This window comes from Mycolicibacterium sp. Y3, from assembly GCF_051188035.1.
GTDB lineage: Bacteria > Actinomycetota > Actinomycetes > Mycobacteriales > Mycobacteriaceae > Mycobacterium > Mycobacterium fluoranthenivorans.
Genome location: NZ_JAVQLT010000001.1, coordinates 1,068,440 through 1,094,081 on the forward strand (window position 1 = coordinate 1,068,440; position 25,642 = coordinate 1,094,081).

At 67.2% G+C, this 25,642-nt stretch carries 22 protein-coding genes; 14 read left to right on the forward strand and 8 right to left on the reverse strand.

Going from position 1 to position 25,642, the window contains the following annotated elements:
* Positions 1-2: 2 nt before the first annotated feature.
* Genes asnB through QN239_RS05230 form a run of 4 tightly spaced genes read right to left on the reverse strand, consistent with a single transcriptional unit; the run spans position 3 to position 6,256 of the window.
* Positions 3-1,862 (reverse strand): asparagine synthase (glutamine-hydrolyzing), encoded by a 1,860-nt coding sequence (gene asnB / locus QN239_RS05215; protein ID WP_499008469.1) that lies wholly within the window; start codon positions 1,860-1,862, stop codon positions 3-5.
* An 18-nt stretch (positions 1,863-1,880) separates the two neighbouring features.
* The gene (locus tag QN239_RS05220; RefSeq protein WP_499008471.1) at positions 1,881-3,404 is read right to left on the reverse strand and encodes a hypothetical protein; all 1,524 of its coding nucleotides are present in this window, start codon (positions 3,402-3,404) and stop codon (positions 1,881-1,883) included.
* On the reverse strand, positions 3,376-4,779 hold the full coding sequence (locus tag QN239_RS05225) for an O-antigen ligase family protein (protein ID WP_499008472.1): 1,404 nt from the start codon (positions 4,777-4,779) through the stop codon (positions 3,376-3,378). Before QN239_RS05225 ends, QN239_RS05220 begins: the two co-directional genes overlap by 29 nt.
* A gap of 13 nt (positions 4,780-4,792) precedes the next feature.
* Complete coding sequence (locus tag QN239_RS05230; RefSeq protein WP_499008473.1) at positions 4,793-6,256, reverse strand: hypothetical protein; 1,464 nt, start codon at positions 6,254-6,256, stop codon at positions 4,793-4,795.
* Positions 6,257-6,880: 624 nt separating this feature from the next.
* Here QN239_RS05230 and QN239_RS05235 point away from each other — a divergent pair.
* Positions 6,881-7,978 carry a hypothetical protein gene (locus QN239_RS05235; protein WP_499008474.1) on the forward strand — a complete coding sequence of 366 codons (1,098 nt, stop codon included), beginning with the start codon at positions 6,881-6,883 and terminating at the stop codon, positions 7,976-7,978.
* Between the two features lie 6 nt (positions 7,979-7,984).
* Positions 7,985-8,731 carry a hypothetical protein gene (locus QN239_RS05240; RefSeq protein WP_499008475.1) on the forward strand — a complete coding sequence of 249 codons (747 nt, stop codon included), beginning with the start codon at positions 7,985-7,987 and terminating at the stop codon, positions 8,729-8,731.
* Here the strand turns inward: QN239_RS05240 and chsH3 are convergent, their stop codons facing one another.
* Together chsH3 and kstD are read right to left on the reverse strand one after the other, a co-directional pair.
* Positions 8,732-9,592, reverse strand: a complete 861-nt coding sequence (gene chsH3, locus QN239_RS05245) for an enoyl-CoA hydratase ChsH3 (RefSeq protein WP_499008476.1) — start codon at positions 9,590-9,592, stop codon at positions 8,732-8,734. It lies immediately after the preceding gene.
* Positions 9,592-11,307 (reverse strand): 3-oxosteroid 1-dehydrogenase, encoded by a 1,716-nt coding sequence (gene kstD, locus QN239_RS05250; protein WP_499008478.1) that lies wholly within the window; start codon positions 11,305-11,307, stop codon positions 9,592-9,594. The genes chsH3 and kstD overlap by 1 nt, the downstream gene beginning before the upstream one ends.
* A gap of 95 nt (positions 11,308-11,402) precedes the next feature.
* Between kstD and QN239_RS05255 the strand changes: the two genes are divergently transcribed.
* The 6 genes from QN239_RS05255 to QN239_RS05280 all read left to right on the forward strand — a co-directional run bounded on the left by QN239_RS05255 (position 11,403) and on the right by QN239_RS05280 (position 17,989).
* Positions 11,403-12,188: a 2-keto-4-pentenoate hydratase gene (locus tag QN239_RS05255; RefSeq protein WP_499008479.1), complete on the forward strand. Its 786-nt coding sequence runs from the start codon at positions 11,403-11,405 to the stop codon at positions 12,186-12,188.
* 13 nt (positions 12,189-12,201) lie between these two features.
* Positions 12,202-13,131 (forward strand): acetaldehyde dehydrogenase (acetylating), encoded by a 930-nt coding sequence (locus tag QN239_RS05260; RefSeq protein WP_499008480.1) that lies wholly within the window; start codon positions 12,202-12,204, stop codon positions 13,129-13,131.
* Positions 13,128-14,180, forward strand: coding sequence for a 4-hydroxy-2-oxovalerate aldolase (dmpG, locus tag QN239_RS05265; protein ID WP_499008481.1), 1,053 nt, complete (start codon positions 13,128-13,130; stop codon positions 14,178-14,180). The genes QN239_RS05260 and dmpG overlap by 4 nt, the downstream gene beginning before the upstream one ends.
* A 101-nt stretch (positions 14,181-14,281) precedes the next feature.
* Complete coding sequence (locus QN239_RS05270) at positions 14,282-15,268, forward strand: permease (protein ID WP_499008482.1); 987 nt, start codon at positions 14,282-14,284, stop codon at positions 15,266-15,268.
* Positions 15,265-15,930: a TIGR03943 family putative permease subunit gene (locus QN239_RS05275; protein WP_499008483.1), complete on the forward strand. Its 666-nt coding sequence runs from the start codon at positions 15,265-15,267 to the stop codon at positions 15,928-15,930. The genes QN239_RS05270 and QN239_RS05275 overlap by 4 nt, the downstream gene beginning before the upstream one ends.
* A complete protein-coding gene (locus QN239_RS05280; RefSeq protein ID WP_499008484.1) occupies positions 15,887-17,989 on the forward strand; it encodes a RecQ family ATP-dependent DNA helicase in 2,103 nt (700 codons plus the stop codon). The genes QN239_RS05275 and QN239_RS05280 overlap by 44 nt, the downstream gene beginning before the upstream one ends.
* Here the strand turns inward: QN239_RS05280 and QN239_RS05285 are convergent.
* A complete protein-coding gene (locus QN239_RS05285) occupies positions 17,951-18,628 on the reverse strand; it encodes a GNAT family N-acetyltransferase (RefSeq protein ID WP_499008485.1) in 678 nt (225 codons plus the stop codon). The two genes, QN239_RS05280 and QN239_RS05285, sit on opposite strands and share 39 nt — an antisense overlap.
* A 133-nt stretch (positions 18,629-18,761) precedes the next feature.
* Here QN239_RS05285 and QN239_RS05290 point away from each other — a divergent pair, with 133 nt between their 5' ends.
* Positions 18,762-19,196 carry a hemophore-related protein gene (locus tag QN239_RS05290; RefSeq protein WP_499008486.1) on the forward strand — a complete coding sequence of 145 codons (435 nt, stop codon included), beginning with the start codon at positions 18,762-18,764 and terminating at the stop codon, positions 19,194-19,196.
* A gap of 102 nt (positions 19,197-19,298) precedes the next feature.
* The gene (locus QN239_RS05295) at positions 19,299-19,493 is read left to right on the forward strand and encodes a ferredoxin (protein WP_499008487.1); all 195 of its coding nucleotides are present in this window, start codon (positions 19,299-19,301) and stop codon (positions 19,491-19,493) included.
* A gap of 3 nt (positions 19,494-19,496) precedes the next feature.
* On the opposite strand, the gene QN239_RS05300 is transcribed toward QN239_RS05295, so the two are convergent.
* Positions 19,497-20,171, reverse strand: a complete 675-nt coding sequence (locus QN239_RS05300) for a response regulator (protein WP_499008488.1) — start codon at positions 20,169-20,171, stop codon at positions 19,497-19,499.
* 82 nt (positions 20,172-20,253) lie between these two features.
* On the opposite strand from QN239_RS05300, the gene QN239_RS05305 reads away from it, so the two are divergent.
* The 4 genes from QN239_RS05305 (at position 20,254) to QN239_RS05320 (ending at position 25,625) form a co-directional block, all read left to right on the forward strand.
* Complete coding sequence (locus QN239_RS05305) at positions 20,254-21,552, forward strand: sensor histidine kinase (RefSeq protein WP_499008489.1); 1,299 nt, start codon at positions 20,254-20,256, stop codon at positions 21,550-21,552.
* Positions 21,553-21,654: 102 nt separating this feature from the next.
* Complete coding sequence (locus QN239_RS05310) at positions 21,655-22,980, forward strand: cytochrome P450 (protein ID WP_499008490.1); 1,326 nt, start codon at positions 21,655-21,657, stop codon at positions 22,978-22,980.
* Positions 22,977-24,083 (forward strand): NDMA-dependent alcohol dehydrogenase, encoded by a 1,107-nt coding sequence (locus QN239_RS05315; RefSeq protein ID WP_499008491.1) that lies wholly within the window; start codon positions 22,977-22,979, stop codon positions 24,081-24,083. The genes QN239_RS05310 and QN239_RS05315 overlap by 4 nt, the downstream gene beginning before the upstream one ends.
* Before the next feature lie 24 nt (positions 24,084-24,107).
* Positions 24,108-25,625 (forward strand): aldehyde dehydrogenase family protein, encoded by a 1,518-nt coding sequence (locus QN239_RS05320; RefSeq protein ID WP_499008492.1) that lies wholly within the window; start codon positions 24,108-24,110, stop codon positions 25,623-25,625.
* The last annotated feature ends 17 nt before the right edge of the window (positions 25,626-25,642 follow it).

Genomic DNA, 25,642 nt, shown 5'->3' on the forward strand with positions numbered 1-25,642 from the left:
GGTCACCGATCGAACGTGAGGCTCGCGGGATCGGCGCCGTCGAGAAACAGCCGTGCCCAGACATCGAGGGTGAGCACGCTCCACAGTTCTTTCCCGAAGTCGTAGTGACCGGACCGGTGCAGGGCGAGGGCGCGCCGGACCCGCTCCGGATCCACCAGTGGGTCCGGCCGCGCTTGCGGGCCGAAGGTCAATCGCTCCAGTGCGTCTCCGAGACTCCCTCGGAACCACGGTGCCACCGGGACAGCGAAGCCGATCTTCTTGCGGGACAGAAGTGTTGCAGGCAGCCGCCGGCGGGCGATCTCGCGGATGACGATCTTGGTACCTCTCGGTGTGGCCTTGAGAGAGGCCGGCAGCCGGGCCGCGTACTCGGCCAGCTGGTGATCGAGGAGCGGCATCCGGCCTTCGACCGATGCCGCCATCGTCATCTTGTCCCCGCGAATGAGCAGGTTGTCGGCCAGATAGGTGTGCATATCGAGCGCGAGCATCCGGTCCAAAGGGCCCAGCCCGGCGTCGATTTCGGACAATGCCGAGTCCAGTGGCCCCAAGTCCGCTGCGTACAGGCCGGCCGAGGGGTCGGCGCCGAACCAGGCCGGCCAGCGCTGCGCCGGCGCCGGAGTTGCCAGGGCCTGGATGGCCAATCTGGTCCGTCGAGGCAGCCGGTGCCAACGGGCCAGGCGGTGCAGCCGCCGCGCACCTATGGCTGCGCGTGCGGGTCGACCGGCCCGGTCCAGGAGCGCGTCGACCCGGTACTTCGGGTACCCACCGAACAACTCGTCACCGCCCTCCCCCGAGAGCACCACCGTGACGTGCTCGCGTGCCATCCGCGACAGCGCCATCAGGGGGATCTCCGAAGGCTCGGCGAGCGGTTCGTCACGGTGCCAGACCGCCGCAGGCAGGAGCCGGAGGAACTCATCGGGGCCGAGACGGGTCTCGTGATGAACGGTGTGGAAGGAATGCGCCGTGGCGCGGGCGGCCGCCAGTTCATCGGCGGCCCAGCTCTCGTCGAATCCGACGGAGAAGGTACGCACGGGCTCATTCGAGAGCTCCGACATGAACGACAGCACGGTGGACGAGTCGAGGCCGCCGGACAGGAAACAACCCAGGGGCACGTCACTCACGAGGCGCCGCTCGACGGCGGTGCGCATCAGGCCTTCGACCTCGTCGGCTGCTTGGACAACGGTGATCGCCGGCTTGGGCTCATAACGCAACTGCCACCAGCGCTCGATGGCGAATCCGTCATCGCCGACGACGAACTTGTGCCCCGGGGGGAGCTGGCGGACCGACCGAAAGAGAGTGCGGGGGGCCGGGACATAGCGCAGGGCCAGGTAGTCCTGCAAAGCGGCGTCGTCGACATCCGCCGAGACGCCCGCGGCCAGCAGCGCCTTGATTTCCGATCCGAATACCACCTCGCCCGCATCCCGTGAGTAGTAGAGCGGCTTCTTGCCGAAGCGATCCCGGGCGACCAGCAGCCGGCGGCGGTTCTCGTCCCAGAGTGCCAACGCGAACATGCCGACGAGGCGGTGCAGGACTTCGTCGCCCCATTGTTCGTAACCGTGCACGAGCACCTCGGTGTCGCAACGGGTGGCGAAATGATGTCCGTGGCGTTCCAGCTCGGCGCGCAGCTCGCGGAAGTTGTAGATCTCGCCGTTGAACACGACCGCAACCGAGCCGTCCTCGTTGAAGATGGGTTGGTCACCGCCGGCGAGGTCGATGACGGCCAGCCGGCGCATGCCGAGCACGAGTCCCGGCCGCTGCAGCCGGCCTTCGCCGTCGGGGCCGCGGTGCACGATCGCATCCAGCATCCGGTCCAGGCGCGCCGACGCCCGATCGGAGGTACTGCTGATGCCGCAGATGCCGCACATCACCGCACCGTTCCGGCATCACGTGACATCGCGAGCCCTGTTCTCCGGCAGTACCACCCGTGCCACTCCGGCGTGTGCGCTCGGCACCGTCAGCAGCACGGCACCTGGCGGCATCGCGTCGCCGCCGAATCCGACCAGGACGATCTTGTCCTTCGCCGGCGGCGGCGCGGAGGAGCCGCGCAACGCGCGCATGTACATGGCCAGATCCTCGTCGGTGGTGGGCGGCCGAAATGTCCGGTCGACGGAGTCGGAGGCGTCCTTCGGGTTGCGCACCGCACGAACGAACCGCGGTGTGTACCCGGAGTAGTCCGATGACGCCAGCCATCGGGCGATCTGCTCCATTTGGAACGTCTTCTCCTGCTCGGCGATCAAGGGCTGTGCGAGGTGTGTCACGACAGGTAGATCCACCCCGACACGCAGAAGCACCAGGAGTGCCGTGGCGACGGCAACAGCGGCGACCGCTGCCCTTCGGGCCGGCACACGAAGCCGTTCTTCCCACGCCGACTTGCCATAGGGAAGAATGGCCGTACAGATCATCAGGGCGAAGATCGCATAGGTGGGCGAGCCCGTCGCGGTCGGCGCGGGAAACAAGGTGGCGCAGCCCAATACGAGCGCCATCCACCATTTCCGCATCAGCAGTGTCTTGGTGAGGCAGACGGCGATCCAGAGCAGGAGCACAGGTAGGCCCGCATGGATGAACAACAATCCCGCGATGCCTGAACCGATGGCCACGATCCTGCGCGGTCTGACACCGACAGGCAGGCTCAACGATGTGACGATGGCAAGACACAGGGCGACCAGCGAGGCGATCAGGTTGATCTCGGCAAATCGGTACGAGGCGAGCAATCCGTCGAGCATCTCACCGGCGGTGAGGACGTTCTTGTTGGACTGGGTGGCGAGCAGTGCCACGAACAGCAGCACCGCCGCCGCGAGGCCGCCGGCGACCATGGCCCTGAGGCCCGCCAGGGTTCGCCATCGCTCGACCGCCATGCCGCCGACGCCGGCGAGATAGACCAGCAGCGAATAGGGATGGAACAAGGCGGCCACGAGTGTACAGAGGGTGAGGGCGACGAACCGGTTGCGGGAGAAGTCCCGGTCCAGCCAGAACAGCATCGCCGTCACGAACAGCAGTGGGCTGTAGAACACCCCGTGCAGGTGAAAGAGGTAGATGTACCCGGTGAAGAACACCCCGCCGGTGATCAATGCCGTGACCGCAAACAGCTTCCGTTCCCGCGAGGCCGTGAACAGGAGCACCCAGGCGGCCACGGCGACAACATAATTGAAGATCTCGACGGGGTAGATCGCGCCCGCGGACCGATAGCCGAGCCAGGCGAGCGCCTGGCCGAGGGGACGGTAGTTCGCCACGGGCTCGACGACGCTGGTGAGCGCGCGCACCATCCCGATCTCCTTGAGCTGTGCGACGATCGCAAAGGACTCGTTGTGGTTGGCGTAAGGAAAGCCGAGCAGGAACCAGAAGGAGAATCCGGCGAGCGTCAGTGTGGCGAAGACGGTCTCATCGCGGGTGGGCAGCCGAGACGGCATGAGTCACCGCCTTGTCCCGGATCGCCGCTTGCTCCCGCTTGTGCCGGTCGCACCACCCGACGGCGATTCCGACGAGCAGGAAGACTGCGGCGGTGGGGAAGTCGAGGAACCGGAGGTCCACGGTGGATCCGGTGCACAGCAGCGTCGCCAACGCGATGATCCCGATCACGGCGAGAGGTTTGCCGCAGATATCGCCGTCGGGCAGCGTTCGGTAGGCGTCCCACAACCGGTGGGCGATGAGCGCCAGCACGCCGATCCAGAGGGCCAGCCCGATCAGGCCCAGTTCGGCGAGGATGCCGAGTTCATTCATGTGTGAGGGCATTCCATAGCCGTTGCGCCACGGCACCTCTGGCGCCCATTGCTGGTGGTGGAAGGTATTGACCGCTCTGAACCGGTTGATTCCCCAGCCTTCGATGGGCTTTTGGCCGAAAGCCCACAGTGCGGTGCGGATCATGTTGAGCCGGTCCCACACCTCGCTTTGTGAGCCCACGCCGCCGGCCGCCCGGTCGGAGCTGATGAACACCGACCAGTTGAGTGCGACGACTGCGGCGATGAGTCCAAGCGCCGCGGTGAATCCGGAACGGTAGCCCTTGGCCAGCAGTGCACCGAGGACGAGCATGACCACGCCGCTGAGCCAGGCGGCCCTGGTGTGCGTCAGGTAGAGCCCGTATCCGCAAGCCACCGCCACCACGAGCAGCAGGCACCGGCGCCACATCGGCTCGCCGTGCCGGCCCATCAATGTGATCGCGATGGCGAAGCCCAAGATCAGGATCAAACCGTTGACCACTGGCTGATTGACGACACCCACCGCGCGGCCGACCCAGGTCTGATCGGCGGGCAGTGACCCGTCGACGATGGAACGGGGCCAGACCCAACTCGCCGGGCCGGTGAATTCGAGGATGCTCACCCAGGCCGAGTACGCCGCCAACGCCAGGACGGTCCACAGCGACAGCCGGACGGCCGCCGGCCGGTCGAAAGCGTAGCGACCCACGACGTACATGAGGAACGGGATCACCGTGCCGGTCATGATGAACCGGGCGGGCGGGTAGTCCAAGCCGTCCAGCGGTACCACCGTCGAGTACTCGTGTGGAGCGATCACCGAGTAGGCGTTCCACATCAGGTACAGCGCCATCGCCCATTCCACCGCGCCGACACCGCGCAACCTGGTGGGCGATACGTCCATCCACAACACGGTGGCGCCGATGACCAGAGCTATCAGTATCGCGAAGGTGTTGCCGGGAAGGTCGTCCGCGAGCGGCGAATGCAGAAACGTCGCCACCAGGAGCAGAAGTGCGGCGAGGATCGGGGCGGTCGTCCACGCCCTGTGCCGGCCGTCCCCGAGTCGGTATCCCGCCTGTCGAGGCGAACCGGTCATCAGAGGCGTCGATTCACGCGTGATCTTGTTCGGGCACCGACCACGAGTGTGGTCTGGTATCGGCGCTGTGCACCGGCGGGCGGTAATCGTGGGCCGGCCGCTGTCCCAACCCGATCAAGTCCGACGGGTCCAGGGCCACCGTGTGCGCGGAGATCTGGGTGGCGTCGATCAGCACCGCCCCGAGCACGGCCGCGTGTGCCCGTTCCAGTGCCTCGGCGGCCGCGCTGATATCACCGGCGCGCGACCCCGCAGCGACGACGAGAAGCGCGGCATCTGCTGCGGCACAGAGCAGTGACGCGTCACCGCCGTCCGATATCGCCGGGGCGGCGACGAGGACGATGTCGCCGTGCGAGCGGAGTTCGTCCAGGACGGCGAGGATTCTGTCGCGGGTCGCCAGCGGGTACCGATCGGCGAGATGCGCACCCGCGGCGAGGACTTTCAGCGAGGGGATGTCGCCGTCCTTCAAGAGATCGGGTATCCGGCGCGGGTCGGCGAGTGCCTCGTTGAAGCCGGCCTCACCGCCCGACTGCACCGGCTCGTTGTCCGCGTAGACCAGCACGGTTCGCTCGCCTCGTCGGGCCGACAGCTCGGCGAGCTCGGCGGCGATGTTCCGGGATCCCCAGGTGCCGTGGCCGGCGGTCAGTGCGATGACGGTCGGCTTGGGAAGATCTTCAAGGCTGATGAGATTGGTCAAGGTGCGCAACCGATCTCGGTGAACTCTGGCCGACTCACCGGACCGGGGGCCGGGCAGTTCCACCAACGGCTCGATCCCGGTCTTCTCCCGCAGCTCGTCCTCGCTGGTCACGCGAGACGACACTGCCGCCAGGCCCAACGCGGCGAGGATGCCGAGAACCAGACCCCCGATCGCGGCCCGGCCGAGGGCCGACACGATGTTGGGCGCGACCTCGGTGACGCCCGCCTCGGGCTGAAGGGCGGTCAGTTGGTCGGCCAGGTTGGCCCGGGCCGCGTCGATGCGTTCCTGCAGCGACGCGTAGTACGGGTTCGTCGCACCGTTGGGATCCACCCGGGGTATCTGCCCCAGCTGATGCTCCAGATCGGTGACGTTGTCCTGAATGCCCTCCTTCTGAACCGCGTTGATGTCATCGCTGAACGCCACTCCCATGGCCGTGGCCGCGCTCTGCGCGGTCGCAGGGTCGCTTGCGGTCGCTTCGATGGTCAGAATGGGACTCGATGCGACCGTCTGGGCATCGAAGGTGACATCGGCGGGTATGGACGTCCCGGCGCGCAACCGGGGGATCGTCGCCGGCTCCCGGAAGATGGTGAGGTAGCCCACCATCATCACCGCATCTTGTTCGGGGGTTCGCCCCGACAACACCAGCGTCGACTTCCCCACATAGGTGGTGGGTGTGGTCAACGCAGACAACGCCCCGCCGGCCAGGGCAAGCACGGTGACCGCGGCAACGACCCACCACCGCCTGCGAACCTGTTCGATGCGGCGCTTCCATGTGGAAATCATCTGCCCTCCCCCGATCAGACGTGCACGTCGAACCGTTCCGGTCGATACCGGTACCGGTCACCCTCGTGTTCGGGTGCAGTCGGGCGCGCAAGGGCATGATCCGCTGCGGCGTCAACGGCTCGTCGAAGCTCAGCCCTCTCGTCCACGCCCGTCCGCTCCCGTCCCCGTTGCGGGGCGGCGCCCGTCTCCGTACGCGAATCTGCGAGGCCGAAAGATCGCTGAAATTGGTTCCCCCGAACCTGAACGGAATGAACTCCAGCTCTTCGCGGCGTCGCATATCCCCTATCGAGGGCCCCCCTTGCGATCACTGCTGCGTCAATTTTAGGAGAGAGTGCCTGGTTTCGTCGCGAAATCGCACCGAATCATCCCTTCGGCGGACGCGGGCCGACCGGCAGCGCGCGCGGTAATGCCGAGTATTGGCGGTCCTGGCTCGATTATTTGCTGTTATCGGATACCTGCGACAGGTATGACGGGCTGCGAGGCTCAGCCCACGGGACGCGGCGGTCCGACCGTCGCTGGGGCGTGCAGCCGTTCAGGCGTCTCGCCCGACAAGTGTTCAGCCGCCTGCCCGGCGCACGGTAACCTCGAGACTGCTGTTCATATGCGCTCGAGGGGGGCCTTGGCATGGGCATACAGCCCGATATGAGCCCGTTCGGTTCGCAGACGGTCACCGGACCGGGCTGGCCGAACGTCGATGAGGACGCGCTCGGTGCCGCGGCCGCACAGTACGAGGCACTGGCGGCCAAGATCACCGGCACCGTGGTGCCTCAGCAATCAGGTCAGCTGATGAAGCTCGCCGACGTGTGGCAGGGCGGCTCGGCGGTCGCCGCGGCAGGCGAGGCCACCACGATCATCGGCGGTCATGAGTCCAACGGCGCCCAGGCCGCCGCCATCGCCGCGAAACTGCGCAGCATGGAGGCCGCCGTCGTAGCCACCAAGACGCTGGTCAACACGATGGCCGAAGAGACGAACGCGGAATGCATGGCACTGCAGTCCATGCCCTACAGCAACGCCCAGGAGCTGGTGCAGGCCCGGATCAAACTGGGGTTGTCACAGAACACCGCGACCGTGACCGCCAATGCCACCGAGCTGGCCAACACCATCGGGGCGCCGCCCAGTGTGCCGGCCTCGGGTCCGCCCGCGGTGGGCCCGCAGCAGTTGGCCGGTCAGGACCCACAGCAGGCGATGCAGATGCTCGGCCAGATGGGATCCATGCTCACCCAACTGCCGCAGCAGCTCGGCCAGGCGCTCGGGCAGGCCCCCCAGCAGCTGATGCAGCCATTGCAGCAGATGACGCAGCCGCTGCAGCAGCTCACCTCGATGCTCGGTAAGGGCGGCTCGCCCGGCGGTGCCGGGATGGGGCCCTCGCCGTTCTCGGCGTTCTCCAACCATCCACTGGCGGGCGGCTCCGGCGCGGGTGGCGGCGCGGGCATGGTGCGTGCAGCGGGGCTGCCGGGCGCCGGCGGTGGGTCGCCGCAGACCCCGTTGATGGCGAGCCTGGTCGGCAAGACGCTGCCCGTCTCGGTGGCGCCGGCCGAGGCCGCAGCCGGTGCAGTCGTCGGTGGCGTCGCGCCCGTCGCGGCTGGTGGCGGTGGCATGGGTGGCATGGGTGGCGGGATGATGGGCCACCGCGGAACCGAGGGTGGCGGCACCAAACAGGGTCTGGCGCTACCGCCATCCCTGGACTACGGGGAGGACGAGGTCGATGACGATGAATGGTGACCGCCGATGACGAGTCCGCTGGAGAAACCCGAAGGACTCACCTGGGATGCCGCGTCGGTCGAACTGCCGCCGATGCCGACGATCCCGCCCGGCGCCGACGCGATGAGCATGACCATCGCGTCGGTACTGCCCGCCCTGGAAGCATCCCTGACGGCCAATGTCACCGCGTTGTCGGCGAAAGAGAACCAGTTCTCCGGCAAGGTCGGCGCGGCGCAGTCGGCCTATCAGAACGCCGATGAGCAGGGTGGCCAGTCCGTCGGGCAGCTGGGCGGCATGCTCGGCCAGATGGGTCAGATGATGCAGGCGCCGATGCAGGCGGCCGGTGGCCTGGGCGGGCAGACCGGCAGCTTCGGCTCGATGATGCAGCAGGCCATGGGAAGTGCCGGCCAGGGCGGTGGCTCGGGGTCGGGTGCCGGGGGCGGCGCGGGCGGGCTGGGTTCGCTCGGGTCGCTCGGCTCTCAGCTGGCCGGACAGATACCCACGGACCAGGGCCGCCCGGACGACCGTCAGCAGCAGGACGAGCGCGAGCAGCAGCAGAACGAGCGCCAGACGCAGCAGGATCAGCGTCAGGCCGAACAGGACCAACGCGAACACCAGCAGGACCAGCGGCAGGCCGCTCAGGACGCGCGCGATGCGGCGGCGCCGCAGCACGGTGCGGCGGGCCCGGCGCCGGGCACGGCGGCGCCGGCTCCGGTCTCACCGCACGAACACGGCAGGCCTACCGCCGGAGACGACGCGGCCCGCCGCGTGTGATCAAGCGGGGATGAGTTCCACTCCGGACAGTACGACGGCGTTGTCCCGGCTGGGTGCGGTCAGCACACCGAGGAACTTGCCGTCCTGCTTCCAGATATTGGCCTGCAACGTCTCACCCGGGATGACGGTGCCGGCGAACCGGGCACCGTAGGAAGCCACCTGCGACACGTCGCTGTCGAGGAAGTGATCGACGATAGCCTTCGCGCCGATGCCGTAGGTGCACAGCCCGTGCAGGATCGGCCGATCGAACCCGGCGGCCTTGGCGAACGCCGGATCCGAATGCAGCGGATTGCGGTCACCGCACAACCGGTACAGCAGCGCCTGCTGCGGCAGCGTCGGCAGCGCGATCTCGGCGTCGGGGGGCCGGTCGGGCAGCTCCGCCGACGTCGACGGTCCACGCTCCCCGCCGAATCCGCCCTCGCCGCGGGCGAAGATGGAGCGCTTCGTGGTCCACAGCACCGCGCCGGATTCGTCGGTCACGGTCGACTCGCTGACGATGACGGCGGCCTTGCCCTTGTCCCAGATCTCGGTGAAGCGCTGCTTGGACCAGGCTTTACCGCTGGTGGGGATGGGACCCGGCACCGTGACACCCTCGCTGGCGTGCAACACCTTGGACAGCTCGATGTCGATCCCCGGGAACTGCACCGTCGGCGCCTCGGTCATATGAAAGCTGACCGCGACATTGCCGAAGGTGGGCAGCACCTGCGGGGTGTTGTCCGTCAGGTAGCGCAGCTCGCGCTCGTCCATCGGGTCCGCACCCGCACCGAGCCCCAGGTGGTACAGCTGGATATCGCTACTGGTCCAGGAGAATTCGATGGGCTCCAGGTCGGCGGCGAGCGCCTTTTCGACATCGATGGGCATTAACCAACCCTTCCTGACTCTGATGTCGCCGCCGGGGCGGCTCCGGCTACGGCGAGGGCGGCCAGGTATCCGAAGGTCATGGCGGGTCCGATGGTGCCACCCGGGCCGGGATAGGTGTGGCCCATCACCGGTGAGCTGGCATTACCTGCGGCGTAGAGCCCCTCGATGATCGAGCCGTCGTCGCGCAAGGCCCGGCCGTGCACATCGGTGCGGATGCCGCCCTTGGTGCCGAGGTCACCCGGCACCATCTTGGCCGCGTAGAACGGGCCGTTCTTGATCTCACCCAGGTTCGGATTGGGCTTGTTGGTCGGATCACCGTAGTAGCGGTCGTAGGCGCTCTCGCCGCGGTGGAAATCCTCATCCACACCGGTCCGGGCGAACCCGTTGAAGCGCTCGACGGTGGCGGCCAAGGCCTCGCCGGAAAGGCCGGTCTTCTCGGCCAGCTCGGCCAGCGTGTCGGCCTTGACGACCACGCCGGACTCCAACCACTTCTTCGGAATCCGTTGTCCCGGCTGCAGTCCCGCGAAGATGTAGCGGTCCCGGTACTGCTGGTCGAAGATCAGCCAGGCCGGCACGTTCTCGCCCGGGCCCGAACCCTGACCGTACTGACCGCCGTACATGTGATGGCAGGCCTCGACGTAGGGCATGGACTCGTTCATGAACCTCTGGGCCTTGAGGTTGACGATGATCGACCCGGGAGAGTTGCGTTCGGACAGGGCGAACCACGGCGCGTCGACCAGCGGGACCGTCGGGCCCCACCACGAGTCCTCCATGAGTTCCAATGCCGCACCGAGCTTCTCGGCGGCCAGAATGCCGTCGCCGGTATTGGCCTTGGCGCCGACCGTCCACTCGGTGGTGATGGGTGCGCGCTGGTACTTCACCCGCATCTGCTCGTTGTGCTCGAAGCCGCCGGAGCCCAGGATAACCCCTTTGCGCGCCCGAATTAGTTGTGGCTCAGCAGATTCCGGTGCGCCGTCGGCCCGCACGTAGATCCCGCGGACCACGCCGTCCTCGACGTAGAGATCGGTCAGCGCGGTGTTCAGCAACACCGGAACCCCGGCGTTGCGCAGGCCGATACGCAGCGGTGCGATGAGTGCGCGGCCCATGCCGACGAGGTTCTTACCGGTCGCGTTGGCCCAGACCGAACGCACGCCCACCTTGATGCTGCGCAGCACACCACGCGGGTGGCGCTTGAGCTGGTTGAGTCGGACGTAGTCCTGCTGCAGCACCACCATGTTCAGCGGCACCTTGCCGTACGGCGGCTCCAGGCCGGACTCGTCGGGCCCGAGCTTCTTGGCGTTGAACGGCTTGGGCTCCACCGACCGTCCAGTGGCCTTGCCGCCCGCGGTCTCCGGGTAGTAGTCGGAGTACCCCGGCACCCAGCACAGCTTCAGCGGGGAGTTCGCGAGGACGAACGACAGCATCTCCGGACCGCGGTCCAGGTAGGTGTCGATCTTCTCCGCGGGCACCACGTCGCCGATGATCGTGTGCAGGTACTTCCGGGCCGCGTCGGCGGTGTCTTTGACCCCATCACGCTTGAGGATCTCGTTGTTCGGGATCCACACGCCGCCGCCTGACCGCGCTGTGGAACCACCGTAGTGCGGAGCCTTCTCAACGACTACTGTCGAGAGGCCCTGGTGAGCAGCGGTAAGTGCGGCGACCATGCCGGCAGCCCCGCTGCCGACCACGACAACGTCGTACTCCTGTCCAGTCATGTAGAACACGTTATAGAATTGCAGCGCCTTTCGACAACAGGCCCGTAACTGTGCCGGTCGAGGGCTTGACGAGGTAATGAGGGGAATTCACCTAGATGCTGAGTGTGCAGGTACGCGATGAACTCGCGGCGGATCTCGCCCAGGCTGAGCGCAGCCGGATACCCACCACCCCGTTGACCGACCGTTACGCCGATATCGACGTCGTGGATGCCTATGAGATCCAGCTGATCAACATCCGGCAGCGGGTCGCCGAAGGCGCCCGGGTGATCGGGCACAAGGTGGGTCTTTCGTCGGAGGCCATGCAGAAGATGATGGGCGTGGATGAGCCCGATTACGGTCATCTGCTGGCTGATATGGAGGTCTTCGAGGACAGCCCGGTCAAGACGGCGAAGTATCTCTACCCGCGCGTCGAGGTCGAGGTGGGTTTCATCCTGGCCGACGACCTGCCGGGGGCCGGTTGCACCGAGGACGATGTGCTGGCCGCGACCGCGGCTTTCGCCCCGTCGATCGAGTTGATCGACACGCGTATCACCGACTGGAAGATCAAGCTATGTGACACCATCGCCGACAACGCGTCGTCGGCCGGTTGGGTGCTGGGGCCGGAACGGGTGTCGCCCAAGGATATTGACATCAAGAACATCAGCGCTGTGCTTAAACGCAACGGTGAGGTGGTGGCGGAGGGTCGCAGCGACGCGGTGCTGGGCAATCCCGTCACGTCGGTGGCCTGGCTGGCCCGCAAGGTCGACCAGTTCGGGGTGCGGTTGAAGGCCGGCGACATCGTGCTGCCGGGGGCGTGCATGCGTGCGATAGATGCACGTCCGGGTGACGATTTCGTAGCAGATTTCGTCGGACTAGGTTCAGTCCGACTGAGTTTCGAATAGGGGAGCTGTTCAGATGGCCGATAGGGCTTCAGGTAAGGCCTCAGTGGCGATTGTCGGGTCGGGCAATATCAGTACCGATCTGCTGTACAAGTTGTTGCGGTCGGACTGGCTGGAACCACGCTGGATGATCGGTATCGACCCGGAGTCCGAGGGCCTGGCCCGAGCCCGCAAGCTGGGCCTGCAGACCAGCCATGAGGGTGTGGATTGGCTTCTGGGGCAGAGCGAATTGCCGGATCTGGTGTTCGAGGCGACCAGTGCGTATGTGCATCGTGCTGCCGCGCCGCGGTATGAGGCGGCCGGGATCCGGGCGATCGATCTGACCCCGGCGGCGGTCGGGCCCGGGGTGATCCCACCGGCCAATCTGCGTGCGCATCTGGATGCGCCGAACGTGAACATGGTGACCTGCGGTGGCCAGGCGACCATCCCGATGGTCTACGCCGTCTCCCGTGTGGTGGAGGTGCCTTATGCCGAGATCGTGGCGTCGGTGTCCTCGGCGTCAGCCGGGCCGGGTACCCGGGCCAATATCGATGAGTTCACCAAGACCACCAGCGCCGGGGTGCGCGATATCGGTGGGGCCGCCAAGGGTAAGGCGATCATCATCTTGAACCCGGCCGAGCCGCCGATGATCATGCGCGACACCATTTTCTGCGCCATCCCCGAGGATGCCGACCATGATGCGATCACCGCGTCGATCAAGGAGGTCGTGGCGCAGGTGCAGACCTATGTGCCGGGTTACCGGTTGCTCAACGAACCGCAGTTCGACGAGCCGTCGGTGGTCAACGGCGGCAACCATGTGGTGACCGTGTTCGTGGAAGTGGAAGGTGCCGGGGACTATCTTCCGCCGTACGCTGGGAATCTGGACATCATGACCGCCGCGGCCACCAAGGTGGGCGAGGAAATAGCCAAGGAACGTGCTTCTGTTTCGGAAGGGGCGCAGGCATGAGCACCGCAGACATTTTCTTCAACCCGGTGTGGGATGTGCGGATGACCGACACGTCGCTGCGCGACGGGTCCCATCACAAACGTCACCAGTTCACCAAAGACGAAGTGCAGGCGATCGTCGCCGCTTTGGATGCGGCCGGGGTGCCGGTCATCGAGGTCACCCACGGTGACGGGCTGGGTGGGTCGAGTTTCAACTACGGTTTCTCGAAAACCCCTGAGCAGGAACTGATCAAGCTCGCCGCCGAGACCGCGACGAACGCCAAGATCGCCTTCCTGATGCTGCCCGGGGTGGGTACCAAGGAAGACATCAAGGAAGCCCAGAACAACGGCGGCTCGATCTGCCGGATCGCCACCCACTGCACCGAGGCCGATGTGTCGATCCAGCATTTCGGGCTGGCCCGTGAACTCGGGTTGGAGACGGTCGGGTTTTTGATGATGAGCCACACCATCGCCCCGGAGAAGCTGGCCGCCCAGGCCCGCATCATGGCCGATGCCGGCTGCCAGTGTGTCTACGTCGTGGATTCGGCCGGTGCGCTGGTGCTCGATCAGGTCGCCGACCGGGTCGCCGCGTTGGTCGCCGAGCTCGGCGACGACGCCCAGGTCGGATTTCACGGGCATGAGAACCTCGGGCTCGGGGTGGCCAACAGCATCGAGGCGGTGCGTGCCGGGGCCAAGCAGATCGACGGCTCGTGCCGCCGGTTCGGTGCCGGTGCCGGTAACGCGCCCGTCGAGGCGTTGATCGGGGTGTTCGACAAGATCGGCGTCAAGACCGGTATCGACTTCTTCGATATCGCCGACGCCGCCGAAGAGGTCGTCGCCCCCGCGATGCCCGCCGAATGCCTGCTCGACCGCAACGCCCTGATCATGGGGTACTCCGGGGTGTACTCCAGCTTCCTCAAACACGCCATCCGCCAGTCCGAACGCTACGGCGTGCCGGCCCACCAACTGCTGCACCGCGCCGGCCAACGCAAACTGATCGGCGGCCAAGAAGACCAACTCATCGACATCGCCCTGGAAATCAAGCGGGAGCAGGAAGCCGCTTCTGCCTGATCCCTATCCGCCCAATTGATCAAACGGGCGTGAAAGGTCGAGAAGAACCGGCCAAAACGTCGATCTGGGTAACTGTCAGGAGTCCCGGGCAAGATAGGGCCATGGCCACCACTGCGACAACGCGCCGCAGGGCGGGCTCGCTGGAGTTCCTGCTGGTCGGTCTCATCGTGCTGGCGCTGTCGGCGGGGACGGTCAGCGGCGTGTTATCCACCCACCCGCGGCTGGCCGCCGCCGCCACGATCTTCTGCGGGGTGTTCGTCCAGGCGCTGCCCTTCCTGGTGCTGGGCGTCATCGTCAGCGGGCTGGTCGCCGCCTTTGTGACCGCTGGGCGGCTGCAGCGTTGGCTGCCGCGGCGCCCGGTGCTCGCGGTGGCCGCCGCCGGGGTGGGGGGAGCTGCCCTGCCGGGCTGCGAATGCGGCTCGGTCCCGGTGGCGCGCCGGTTGTTCAGCCCCGAAACCGGCGGTGCCGCGCTGACGTTCATGCTCTCGGCGCCGGCCATCAACCCGGTGGTACTGGTCGCGACCGCGGTCGCGTTCCCCGGTCAGCCGCAGATGGTGGCGGCCCGTTGCGCCGCCTCGCTTCTCACGGCGGTGACCATGGGTTTGCTGTGGCAGCGCTGGGGCCGCGCCGCGTGGGTGACCCGCAGCCTGCCGACCCCGCACGATGATTCGGCCCCGCGTTGGGCGGTGTTCACCGGTGCTGCCCGGCACGACTTCCTGCAGTCCGCCGGGTACCTGGTGATCGGCGCGGCGGCGGTGGCCCTGCTGCGGGCGTTCGTGCCCGCATGGGTGTTCGAGCACGTGGCCGGAAATCTGGTGGTCGGGATCTTCGCGATGGCGGTCTTGGCGGTGGTGCTGGCCCTCTGTTCGGAAGCCGACGCCTTCGTCGCGGCCGGATTCACCATGCTGCCGTTGCTGCCCCGGTTGGTGTTCCTGGTGGTCGGCCCGGCCATCGACGTGAAGTTGTTCGCCATGCAGGTCGGGATGTTCGGCCGGGCGTTCGCGGTCCGGTTCGCGCCGCTCACCCTGCTGGTGGCCACCACCAGTGCCACCGTGGTCGGACTGCTGGTGCTGGGGACCGCGTCATGAGCCGGGTCGTGCAGAACACGCTGGTGCTGCTGATCGGGCTCAGTGCGGGATTGCTGGTGGTGAAAGGCACCTACCTCAACTTCGTCAAACCGGGTCTGCTGCCGTGGCTGATCGCGGCCGCGGTGCTGCTGGTGGTGCTGGGACTGGCCGGATTCCTCGCCGATGCGCGCCACGGTGCAGCCGAGCACCACCACCACGGCGGTACGGCCTGGCTGCTGCTGCTCCCGGTGGCGCTCACCGCATTCGTGGCGGTACCGGCCATGGGCGTGGTCGGTGCGACTCCGGAGTCGCCGGCCGCCGCGCAGCCGCACCTGCGGCCGTTCCCGCCGCTGCCCCCGGACGGCACCGTCTCCCTGCCCGAACTGCTGATGCGCGCGGCCGCCGACTCGACGAAGAGCCTGGACAACCGATCGATCAGCACCACCGGCTTCGTCATGGGCGATGACCTGGCCCGGGTGGTGATCATCTGCTGCGCCGCGGATGCGCAGCTTGCCCGGGTCCATCTGTCCGGCAACATCTCTGGTCATCCCGATGACACCTGGCTGCGCATCGAAGGGCGTGTCATCCCGGGGTCCTCGAATCCTTCCACCCATTTCATCCCGACCCTGGAGGTCACCCGTGCCACCCCGATCCCCAAGCCTGCCAACACCTACGCGTACTGACGCGCAGGCCATCCTGGAACAGCTCGCAGGCCAGGAGGCGGTACTGCGCGATGATCAATGGACGGCCATCGAAGCGTTGGTCGTCGGGCGCAGGCGTGCGCTGGTCGTGCAACGCACCGGCTGGGGCAAATCGGCGGTGTACTTCATCGCCGCCAAGCTGCTTCGGGCCGCCGGACGCGGGCCGACGGTCATCGTCTCGCCGCTGCTGGCACTGATGCGCAACCAGGTGGCGGCGGCGCAGCGAGCCGGGGTGGCCGCGGCGACGATCAACTCCAGCAATGTGACCGAATGGCAGGACGTGCATCGACGGGTCACCGCGGGTGAACTCGATGTGTTGCTGGTCAGCCCGGAGCGGTTGAACAATCCGGACTTCCGGGACGCCGTGCTGCCCGCGCTGGCCGCCGACGCGGGGTTGGTGGTGGTCGACGAAGCGCACTGCGTCTCGGACTGGGGCCACGATTTCCGCCCCGACTACCGCCGGATCCGGACACTGATCGCCGAATTGGGGTCCGATATACCCGTTCTGGCGACGACGGCAACAGCCAACGACCGAGTGGTCGACGATGTCGCCGCCCAGTTGGGCGTCGGGGGAGCGGACACCCTGGTGCTGCGCGGCGGACTGGACCGGGAGTCGCTGCGGTTGTCGGTGGTGCAGGCCGGGGGACCGGCTCAACGCGCGGCATGGGTTGCTGCGCAACTGGATTCGCTACCCGGGTCGGGGATCATCTACACGCTGACGGTGTCACAGGCCCACGATATCGCCGCGCTGCTGCGGGAACGCGGATTCCCGGTGGCGGCCTATACCGGCTCGACGGAGGCCGCCGAACGCGAGCAGTTGGAGGCCGACCTGCTGGCCAACCGGGTCAAGGCGCTGATCGCCACCTCGGCGCTGGGGATGGGTTTCGACAAACCCGATCTCGGGTTCGTCGTGCATCTGGGCGCGCCGTCCTCACCGATCGCCTACTACCAGCAGGTGGGCCGCGCCGGTCGTGCCACCGCCAGCGCAGAGGTGATCCTGCTGCCCGGTCGCGAGGACGCCGACGTGTGGCGGTATTTCTCCTCGGTGGCGTTCCCGTCGGAAGCGATGGTGCGCAACGTGATCGGCGCGCTCGAGCCGGACCGGGCGCTGTCCACCGCCGCGCTGGAACCGCTGGTCGACCTCAACCGGTCGCGGCTGGAGATGGTGCTCAAGGTGCTCGACGTCGACGGCGCGGTGCGCCGGGTCAAGGGCGGCTGGATCAGCACCGGCCAACCGTGGGGCTACGACGAACCGCGGTACCGAAAGCTGGCGGAGGCCCGGCAGCGCGAGCAGCAGGCCATGCTCGACTACCAGTCGACATCCGGGTGCCGGATGGCATTCCTGCGGGGTCAGCTCGATGACCCCGACCTGGCGGCCGATCATCGGTGCGAGCGCTGTGACAACTGTGTCGGCTCCCGTTACCCGAACGCGGTCGACGTGTCGGCGGCCGAATCGGCCCGCGAGCAGCTGATGCGCCCCGGGGTGGAGATCGCCCCGCGCCGCCAATGGCCCACCGGGCTGGCGTCCCTGGGTGTCGACCTGTCCGGCCGCATCGGGGACGGCCCGGAACCCGGCCGGGTGATCGGACGGCTCACCGACCTGGGCTGGGGCACCCGGCTGCGGCGACTGCTCGACGAGCCCGACGGTGAAGTCCCCGATGACCTGGTGCAGGCCGCCATAGCGGTGCTCAAGGCCTGGGACTGGAAGACCAGGCCCACCGCGGTGCTGGCGCTGGACTCGGCCACCAGGCCGCAGCTGATCCGCTCGACCGCGGCCCGGCTGGCCCAGCTGGGCAGGCTCACCGATCTCGGGGTGCTGCGGTACACACCCCAGCACCGGCCCGTCACCGCGGCGAACTCGGCCTACCGGGTGGCGGGACTGCGGGATGCGTGGGAGGTGCCGGTCCACGTGGATGCGGGACCGGTGCTGCTCGTCGACGATGTCACCGATACCGGGTGGACGCTGACCATGGCGGCACGCGTGGTGCGGGCGGCCGGTGCGTCAGCCGTTCTCCCGTTCGCGCTCGCCGCAGTGCGGTGAGAAGCCCAGCTGCGCCGCGACGGCCGGCACGTTGCTCAGATGAATGTCGTTGCGGCGGATCGGGTTCCATGCGGCACGGCGCATCGTGAAGGCAAGCATGGTGTCGGTCCGGTCACGGCGCTGTTCCTGCGAGGTGCCGGTCCGCACATAGGGCAGCGATTGCGTGACACCCAGCGATGCGGCGTTGTCGTGCCACGCGCGGGTGGTGGCTTCGCTGGCGCCGAAGCCCGCGAAGATCAGATGCAGGGCGGCCTGGCGCATCTCCCGCCCGAGGCCGCGGCCCTGATGTGCGCGGCCCAACCACGACCCCGTCGTCACCGATCGGCGGGCCGGGAACTGCTCGGCGTGCACCGTGCACACCCCGACGGGCCGCCCGCCGGCGAGCACGGCGAGTGGCAGGTCCCAGTGTTCGGGGGTCACCTCGGCGCGGCAGCGCCAGAAGTACTGCAGGCTGTTGCGTTCCAGCTGGGGCGACGGCACGTCGGTCCACGGCACCGAGAACGGCATGGTGGCAGGATCGTGAATCCCCTCGGCCGCCAGGCACGCGAGTTCGGTGGCCAGCTCGTCGGTGATGTAGCGCAGGCCCAGGGTCGGAGTGGTCACTTCCAAGTCCGCCAACGGCCAGATCGGGTCCGTCATGACTGCCATCGCAACACATCGCGCCGTGCGGACAGAAGTGAATTTCCGCCACGTGTGTAACAGCCGTGTTTGCCGAGGCGACGTGCTCTACAGGGCCGGGATGCCGGCCGATCCGCTGCAAAGGAGTACACACATGGCCCGTATCGCCACCTTCCGGCGCGCCACCTTCGGTCTCATCGCTGCCGGTGCCGCCGGCGCCATGCTGGGCATGCCGACCGCCTGGGCTGATCCGGAGGACTCGGACAGCACGCCCGCCCCGGCGACTCCGACGACGTCGGCGCCCGTAGCCGGCGACTGCAACGCGGCTGGTCTGGCCGACACCATCAGTTCGGTCACCAAGGAGCTGTCGGCGTACTTCGCCGCGCATCCCGACGTGAACGCGGCGCTCATCGACTTCACCCGGCAGCCGGCATTCGTGGCGGTCGGTCAGTTCGACGGCTACTTCAAGGATCATCCGCAAGAGGCCGATGAGCTGCGTGCCATCCAGGCGCCGCTGACCGCCTACAAGGACCGGTGCGGTCTGCAGGTGGCGCCGACCGATGCGCTGGCGGTGCTGGCCGAAGTTTAGGCCGGCGGTTGGCACGTGCAGGCCAGATTTGGCGCGTGCAGCCCTGCTCTGGGATTCGGCGGCGACCCCATACTCGGGTCTCAGCAGAACAGGAGAGCAGCCATGAAGATCAACGTCGATTACGCGCTGTGCGAAGGGCACGGTCAGTGCCTCTTGGCCGCGCCTGATGTCTTCGATCTCCCTGATGGGTCCGATCAGGTCGTCGTACTGGATGCGAATCCTCCTGAACGTGACCATGCGGCGGTCGTGCGTGCCGCGGCGATGTGTCCGGCGCAGGCATTGCAGGTCCTCGACTAGCTCTCAGCCGGCGGAGGTGTCGTCGAGCAGGCCGCACCGGCCGGCGAGTGCGGCCGCCGCAACCCGGTTGGCCACTCCGATCTTGCGTAGTAAGGCCGCCACCATTCGCTTGGCGGTGCGCTCGGAAACGACCATCCGGTCGGCGATATCGCCCGTTTCCATGCCCGTCGACAGCAGAACCCACAGTTTGATATCCGCGGGTGTCAACGAGGCGAGCAACTCGGTCGCAGGCCGGCGCGTTCCAGACAGCATCGCGTCGAGAACGTCTGGATCGAGTACCCGCAGACCGGCGGCGATGGTGGTCAGGGGCCCCACCAGAGCTTCGGGCCGCACCGTCTTGGACAGGAAACCGTCGGCGCCGGCACGCAGCGCCTCCTCGGCCAGTTGCGCGTCCCCGGTGCCGGACAAGGCCAGGATCCGGGTTCGGGGGTGACGGGATTTGATGTGTCTGATGGCCGCCACTCCGCCGAGCGGCGGCATGGTCAGATCCACGATGGCCAGGTCGGCGTCGCAGGACGTGACGAGTTCGGCGGCCTCCTCGACGTACGTCGTCCGGCCGCCGATCACGAACTCCTCGCCCCAATCGCGCGTCAGGAGCAGCTCCAGGCCCTCGGCGAACAGCTCGTGATCGTCGACGATCACGACGACACTGGGTCGCCGGCCGGGCGTTCGACTCATCCGCAGGATCGTAGTGACGGTGGTGCGGCGGTCGTTGGCGATTCCCCCGACGAGGGCTCGGTCGGTGTCTAGGGTCGGGCGCGTGGGCGGTTCGCAGCGGTTCCGGTCTCTGTTCATGCCCTCGACCGACGGATACGGGCTGGCCCGCGTGGTCGTCGCGGTCCGGTTGGCGGTGGTGTTGTCGGTCGCCGCGCTGGCCGTGATCGGACCGGCGTGGATGAGGCAGCACACCCTGGGAACCGCCGTCGTGCTGGGTGCCGCCCTGAGCTATGCCGGCGTGCTGATGGTCGTACCCCGCTACGAGGTCCGCCGCACCCGCTTCGGCTGGCTGGTATCGGCGCTCGATGCCACCTTCACCCTGACACTCATCGGTCTGACGGGTGGGGCAGCCAGTCCGGTCGTCTCGGTGCTGGCACTGCTGGTGATCGCGTCGGCGGCCCGGCTGACGTTCACCGGATGCTTGGTGCTGGCCGCGCTCGTCGGGGCCGGATACCTCGCTGTTGTGTTGATGCACGCGAACGACGCCCCAGTTCGGGCCGACGCTGCGCTGGCGCCCTGGGTCCTGGGGTTGTGGTGGGCGCTGTACGCAGTGTTCATCGCGGTGCTGAGCGGCGGCTTGGCGACGCTGCTCGAAGGGGAACACCAGTCGCGGGTGCGCGCTCTCGTCGAGGCCGAGGCCGAGCATGCCGCAGCCGAGGAGGAACGCGACCTGCGGGCCCGTCTGTTGCGTTCCTACGAGGCCCAGCAGGAGGGGCTGCAAGTCCTGCTGCACGAGTTCCGCACGCCGGTGTCCTCACTCGATGCACTGACCGCCACCACGGCGGCCACGCCCGCGGATCGCGAAGCCGCGATGCGGCTCGCCGGCCGGCATGCGCGCCACCTCTCCGACATGCTCGACGCCTTGGCGGATGTGAGCCTGAGCAGGCGACCCGCCTTCTCCACCGGTCGGGTCCGCAGCGTCGACCTGACCGACCTGATCACCGAGGCCGCGGACTCGGCCCGTATCGATCCGCTCCGGCTGCGGTTGTCGATCACCGGTGATGTGTCCGCGGTGCGGGTTGATGTGCAGGGGCTGCGCCGGGTATTGACGAACCTGCTGGAGAACGCGGCCCGGCACGGCCGCGGACTACCCATCGATGTGGACTGTGCGCTGCGCGCCGATGAGCTCAACATCTGCGTCCTGGATCGCGGACCCGGTGTGGCGGAAGAGGATATCGGTGAACTGACGGCCAAATTCGTCAGCCTCTCCGATCGTCGCGGCACCGCCGGGCTGGGGCTGTGGATCGTGCAGCAGATCATCGATGCGCTGGGCGGGACGCTGCGGTTTGCCGCGCGGGACGGCGGGGGGCTGACCGCCTCGTTCACGGTGCCGGTCGGATAGCGGCCCGCGCACGCGCAGACGTGGCCCGCACGGGCCGCGGGTTGGCCCGTACGTCGGGCCTTTTGCAGCGCTTCGTGGCCAAAACTGGCAAGGAGCCGCTGAGTGAGCTGGACCACACTCCCGCGGACGATCCCGAAAGGACATGCGATGACCGCCGTCTTTCCCGCCACCACGCATGGCGACATCGACCTGAGCGCCCGGGAGTTCTGGGCCAAGGCGCCTGCTGAGCGTGACAAGGCCTTTGCGGTGTTGCGCCGGGAGAACCCGGTGGCCTGGAGCCGGCCCGCCGAATCCGACCTGCTGCCGCCCGAGCAGAACCTCAGGGGTTTCTGGTCACTGACCAAACACGAGGACATCCGCTACGCCAGCCGGCATCCCGAGATCTTCTCCTCACAGCAGGGCATCACCATGGAGGACTTCCCTCAGGAGATCCTGCTGATGTCGCAGTCGTTCATCGCCATGGATGCTCCGCGGCACACCCAGTTGCGCGGCATCACGTTGGAAGCGTTCAAACCGCGCAACATGCGCCGGCTGCAGGGCTGGATCCAGGGCCATGCCCGTGACCTGATCTCCGAGATGTCCCATCTCGGAGAGGGCGATTTCGTCGAGCTGGTCTCGATCAAGCTGCCGGGGCGTATCTTCGGCAGCTTCTTCGGGCTTCCCGCGGGGGAGATCCACGAGAAGACCATCAACGCCGCACAGCGGACGCTGGGCTGGACCGACCCCGAGGTGCGGGGGGAGTGCACCGCGATCGAGCTGTTCGCCGGCGCCGTGATGGATCTGCACGAGACGGTGACGACGTTGCTTCCGGAGCGCCGGGCCAACCCCGGCGACGACTTGCTGTCGTGGATGGTGCAGGCCGAGTTCGACGGCGAGAAGATGACCGATGACGAACTGAAGGCGTTCTTCACGCTGCTGGCGGTAGCGGCCAACGACACCACCAGGCACGCCTCGGCACAGGCGATCTACGCGTTCTCGCAGTTTCCCGAGCAGCGTGACCTGCTGGTGTCCGACGTCGAGGGGCTGGTCGATTCCGCGGTCGAGGAAGCGTTGCGCTGGGCCTCCCCGCTGATCCACATGCGACGCACGGCAACCCAGGACGTCACGGTTCGTGGATCGGAGATCAAGGCCGGCGACAAGGTGGTGCTCTGGTACGCCTCCGCCAACCGCGACGAAGAGGTCTTCGACGATCCCTTCACCTTCGACATCCAACGTAAATCTAACCCGCACTTGGCCTTTGGCGGCGGTGGACCACACTTCTGTCTCGGCGCGGGACTGGCCCGAACCATGCTGCGTTCGCTGCTGACGGAGGTCTACACAAGGATCCCGGACATCTCGGCGCTTCAGCCACATTTCCAGGTCGCCAACTTCATCAACGGCATCAACAGCCTGCCCGCCACCTGGACCCCCGAAAGGAAGAATGCATGAAGACCAAAGCCGCTGTGCTGTGGGGACTGCACCGGAAGTGGGAGGTCACCGAACTCGAGCTCGACGGCCCAAAGGCGCAGGAGGTGCTCGTCAAGCTGACCGCCAGCGGCCTGTGCCACTCCGACGACCACTTGGTCACCGGCGATATGCCGATGAACCTGCCGGTGGTCGGCGGACACGAGGGTGCCGGTGTGGTGGTCGAGGTCGGACCGGGGGTCGCCGAGGTCGAGGTGGGCGACCACGTGGTGCTGAGCTTCATCCCGGCCTGCGGACGTTGCCGCGAGTGCGCGCGCGGCAGGAGCAACCTGTGCGTGTACGGCGCGGCCATCGTCGCCGGACCGCAGCTCGACGGAACCTTCCGCTTCCACGGACTCGGCCAGGACATCGGCCAAATGTGTGTACTCGGAACCTTTTCCGAGTACACCGTCGTCCCGGTCTCTTCGGTGGTCAAGGTGGACAAGGACATTCCGCTGGACAAGGCCGCCCTCGTCGGTTGCGGCGTCACCACCGGATACGGAGCCGCGGTCCGCACCGGTGGGGCGGGCGACGGTGACACCGTGGTCGTGATGGGCGTCGGCGGGCTCGGCATCAACGCGATACAAGGCGCGGCGATCGCCGGCGCCCGGCACGTGATCGCCCTCGACCCGGTCGCCTACAAGCGGGAACGGTCCATCGAATTCGGCGCCACCCACGCCGCCACGTCGGTGGCGGAGGCGCACGCGGTCATCTCCGATCTGACACGGGGGGCCATGGCCGACGTCTGCGTGGTGACCACCGACAGCGGTGAAGGTGCGTACGTGGCACAGGCGTTGAGCCTCGTCGGCAAGCGGGGTCGGGTGGTGATGACCGCGATTCCACACCCCACCGATACCCAGGTGGACATGTCGTTGTTCGACCTCACCCTGTATGAAAAGCAGGTCAGAGGATGCCTTTTCGGATCATCCAACCCGCGCATCGATATTCACCGGATGCTGGAGCTGTATCTGGCCGGCCGGCTCAAACTCGATGAGCTGATCACCCGCGAGTACAGCCTCGATGACATCAACCAGGGTTATGAGGACCTGCACAACGGGCTCAACCTGCGTGGCCTGATCAGGTTCTGACCAATCAGTGAGAGTGAGCAGTAGATGACGAACCTTCCGCACTACCGGATGTATGTCGACGGTGCCTGGCGTGACGCCGTGGAGTCGATCGAGGTCCGTTCCCCGGCAACCGGTGAACTGGTCGCCACCGTCGCCTACGGCGACCTGGGTGCCGTCGACGATGCGGTGGCGGCGGCCAAGGCCGCGCACGAGTCAGGGGTGTGGCGAACGACTCCGCCACGGGCGCGCGCCGACGTCCTCGATGCGATCGCCGACAACTTGGCCGCCCGCGCCGACGAACTCACCGCCCTTCAGGTCAGGGAGAACGGTGCCACCGTCCGTGCCGCGGGGGCGTTCCTGATCGGCTACGCGGTCGACCACCTGAGGTACTTCGCGTCGTTGGCCCGGTCGTATGCGTTCCAGGCCAGCGGACCGCTTTCCGAAGCGCCGACTCTGGCCGCGGGCCTGATCGTCAAGGATCCGGTGGGTGTGTGCGCGGGGATCATTCCGTGGAATTTCCCGCTGTTGCTGGCGGTCTGGAAGCTCGGTCCGGCACTGGCTGCCGGCAATACCGTCGTGCTCAAGCCCGACGATCAGACCCCATTGACGCTACTCGAACTCGCCAGGGCCGCAGACGAAGTCGGCCTACCCGCCGGGGTGCTCAATGTGGTGACCGGTCCCGGACCGGTGGTCGGTGCCCGTCTGGCCGAGCACCCCGACGTCCGCAAGGTTGCCTTCACGGGTTCGACAGAAGTCGGCAAGAGCGTCATGCGCGCCGCCGCGAGCAACGTCAAGAAGGTCACCCTCGAGCTGGGCGGAAAGGGCGCCAACATCGTGCTCGACGACGCCGGCCTGGACCTCGCCGTGGACGGGACGCTGTTCGGCTTCCTGCTGATGAGCGGGCAGGCCTGCGAGTCCGGGACCCGTCTGTTGGTACCCGAATCCATCCACGACGAGTTCGTTCGGCGACTCGTCGCCCGTGCCCGAACAGTGGTGCTGGGGGACCCGATGGACCCGGCCACCGATCTCGGACCGTTGATCTCGGCCGAGCAGAAGGCGCGGGTGGAAAAGTACATCGCGCTCGGGCAGGAGGAGGGCTGCAAGCTCGTCTTTCAGGGCGATACGCCGACCGATCCCGCACTGGTGGAAGGTCATTGGGTGGCACCGACCATCCTGATCGGTGCGTCCAATGACATGCGGATCGCGCGTGAGGAGATCTTCGGTCCAGTGCTGGTGGTCCTGACCTACCGTGACGACGACGAGGCCGTAGCGATCGCCAACGACAGCGAATACGGGCTGTCGGCCGGGGTCTGGAGCACCGACAACACACGTGCGCTCGGCATCGCCCGGCGGCTGGAGTCCGGCACCGTGTGGGTCAACGATTGGCACATGCTCAGTGCCGCATTCCCGTTCGGCGGGGTCAAGCAGAGCGGGTTGGGACGAGAACTCGGATCCGACGCCCTCGACGAGTACACCGAGCCGAAGTTCATCCACGTCGACCTGACCAATGACCGCCGCCGGCGTGTCTATCCAGTCGTCGTCTCTGCCGCCGCCGTCACCTGAAAGGACCCTCGTAGCCG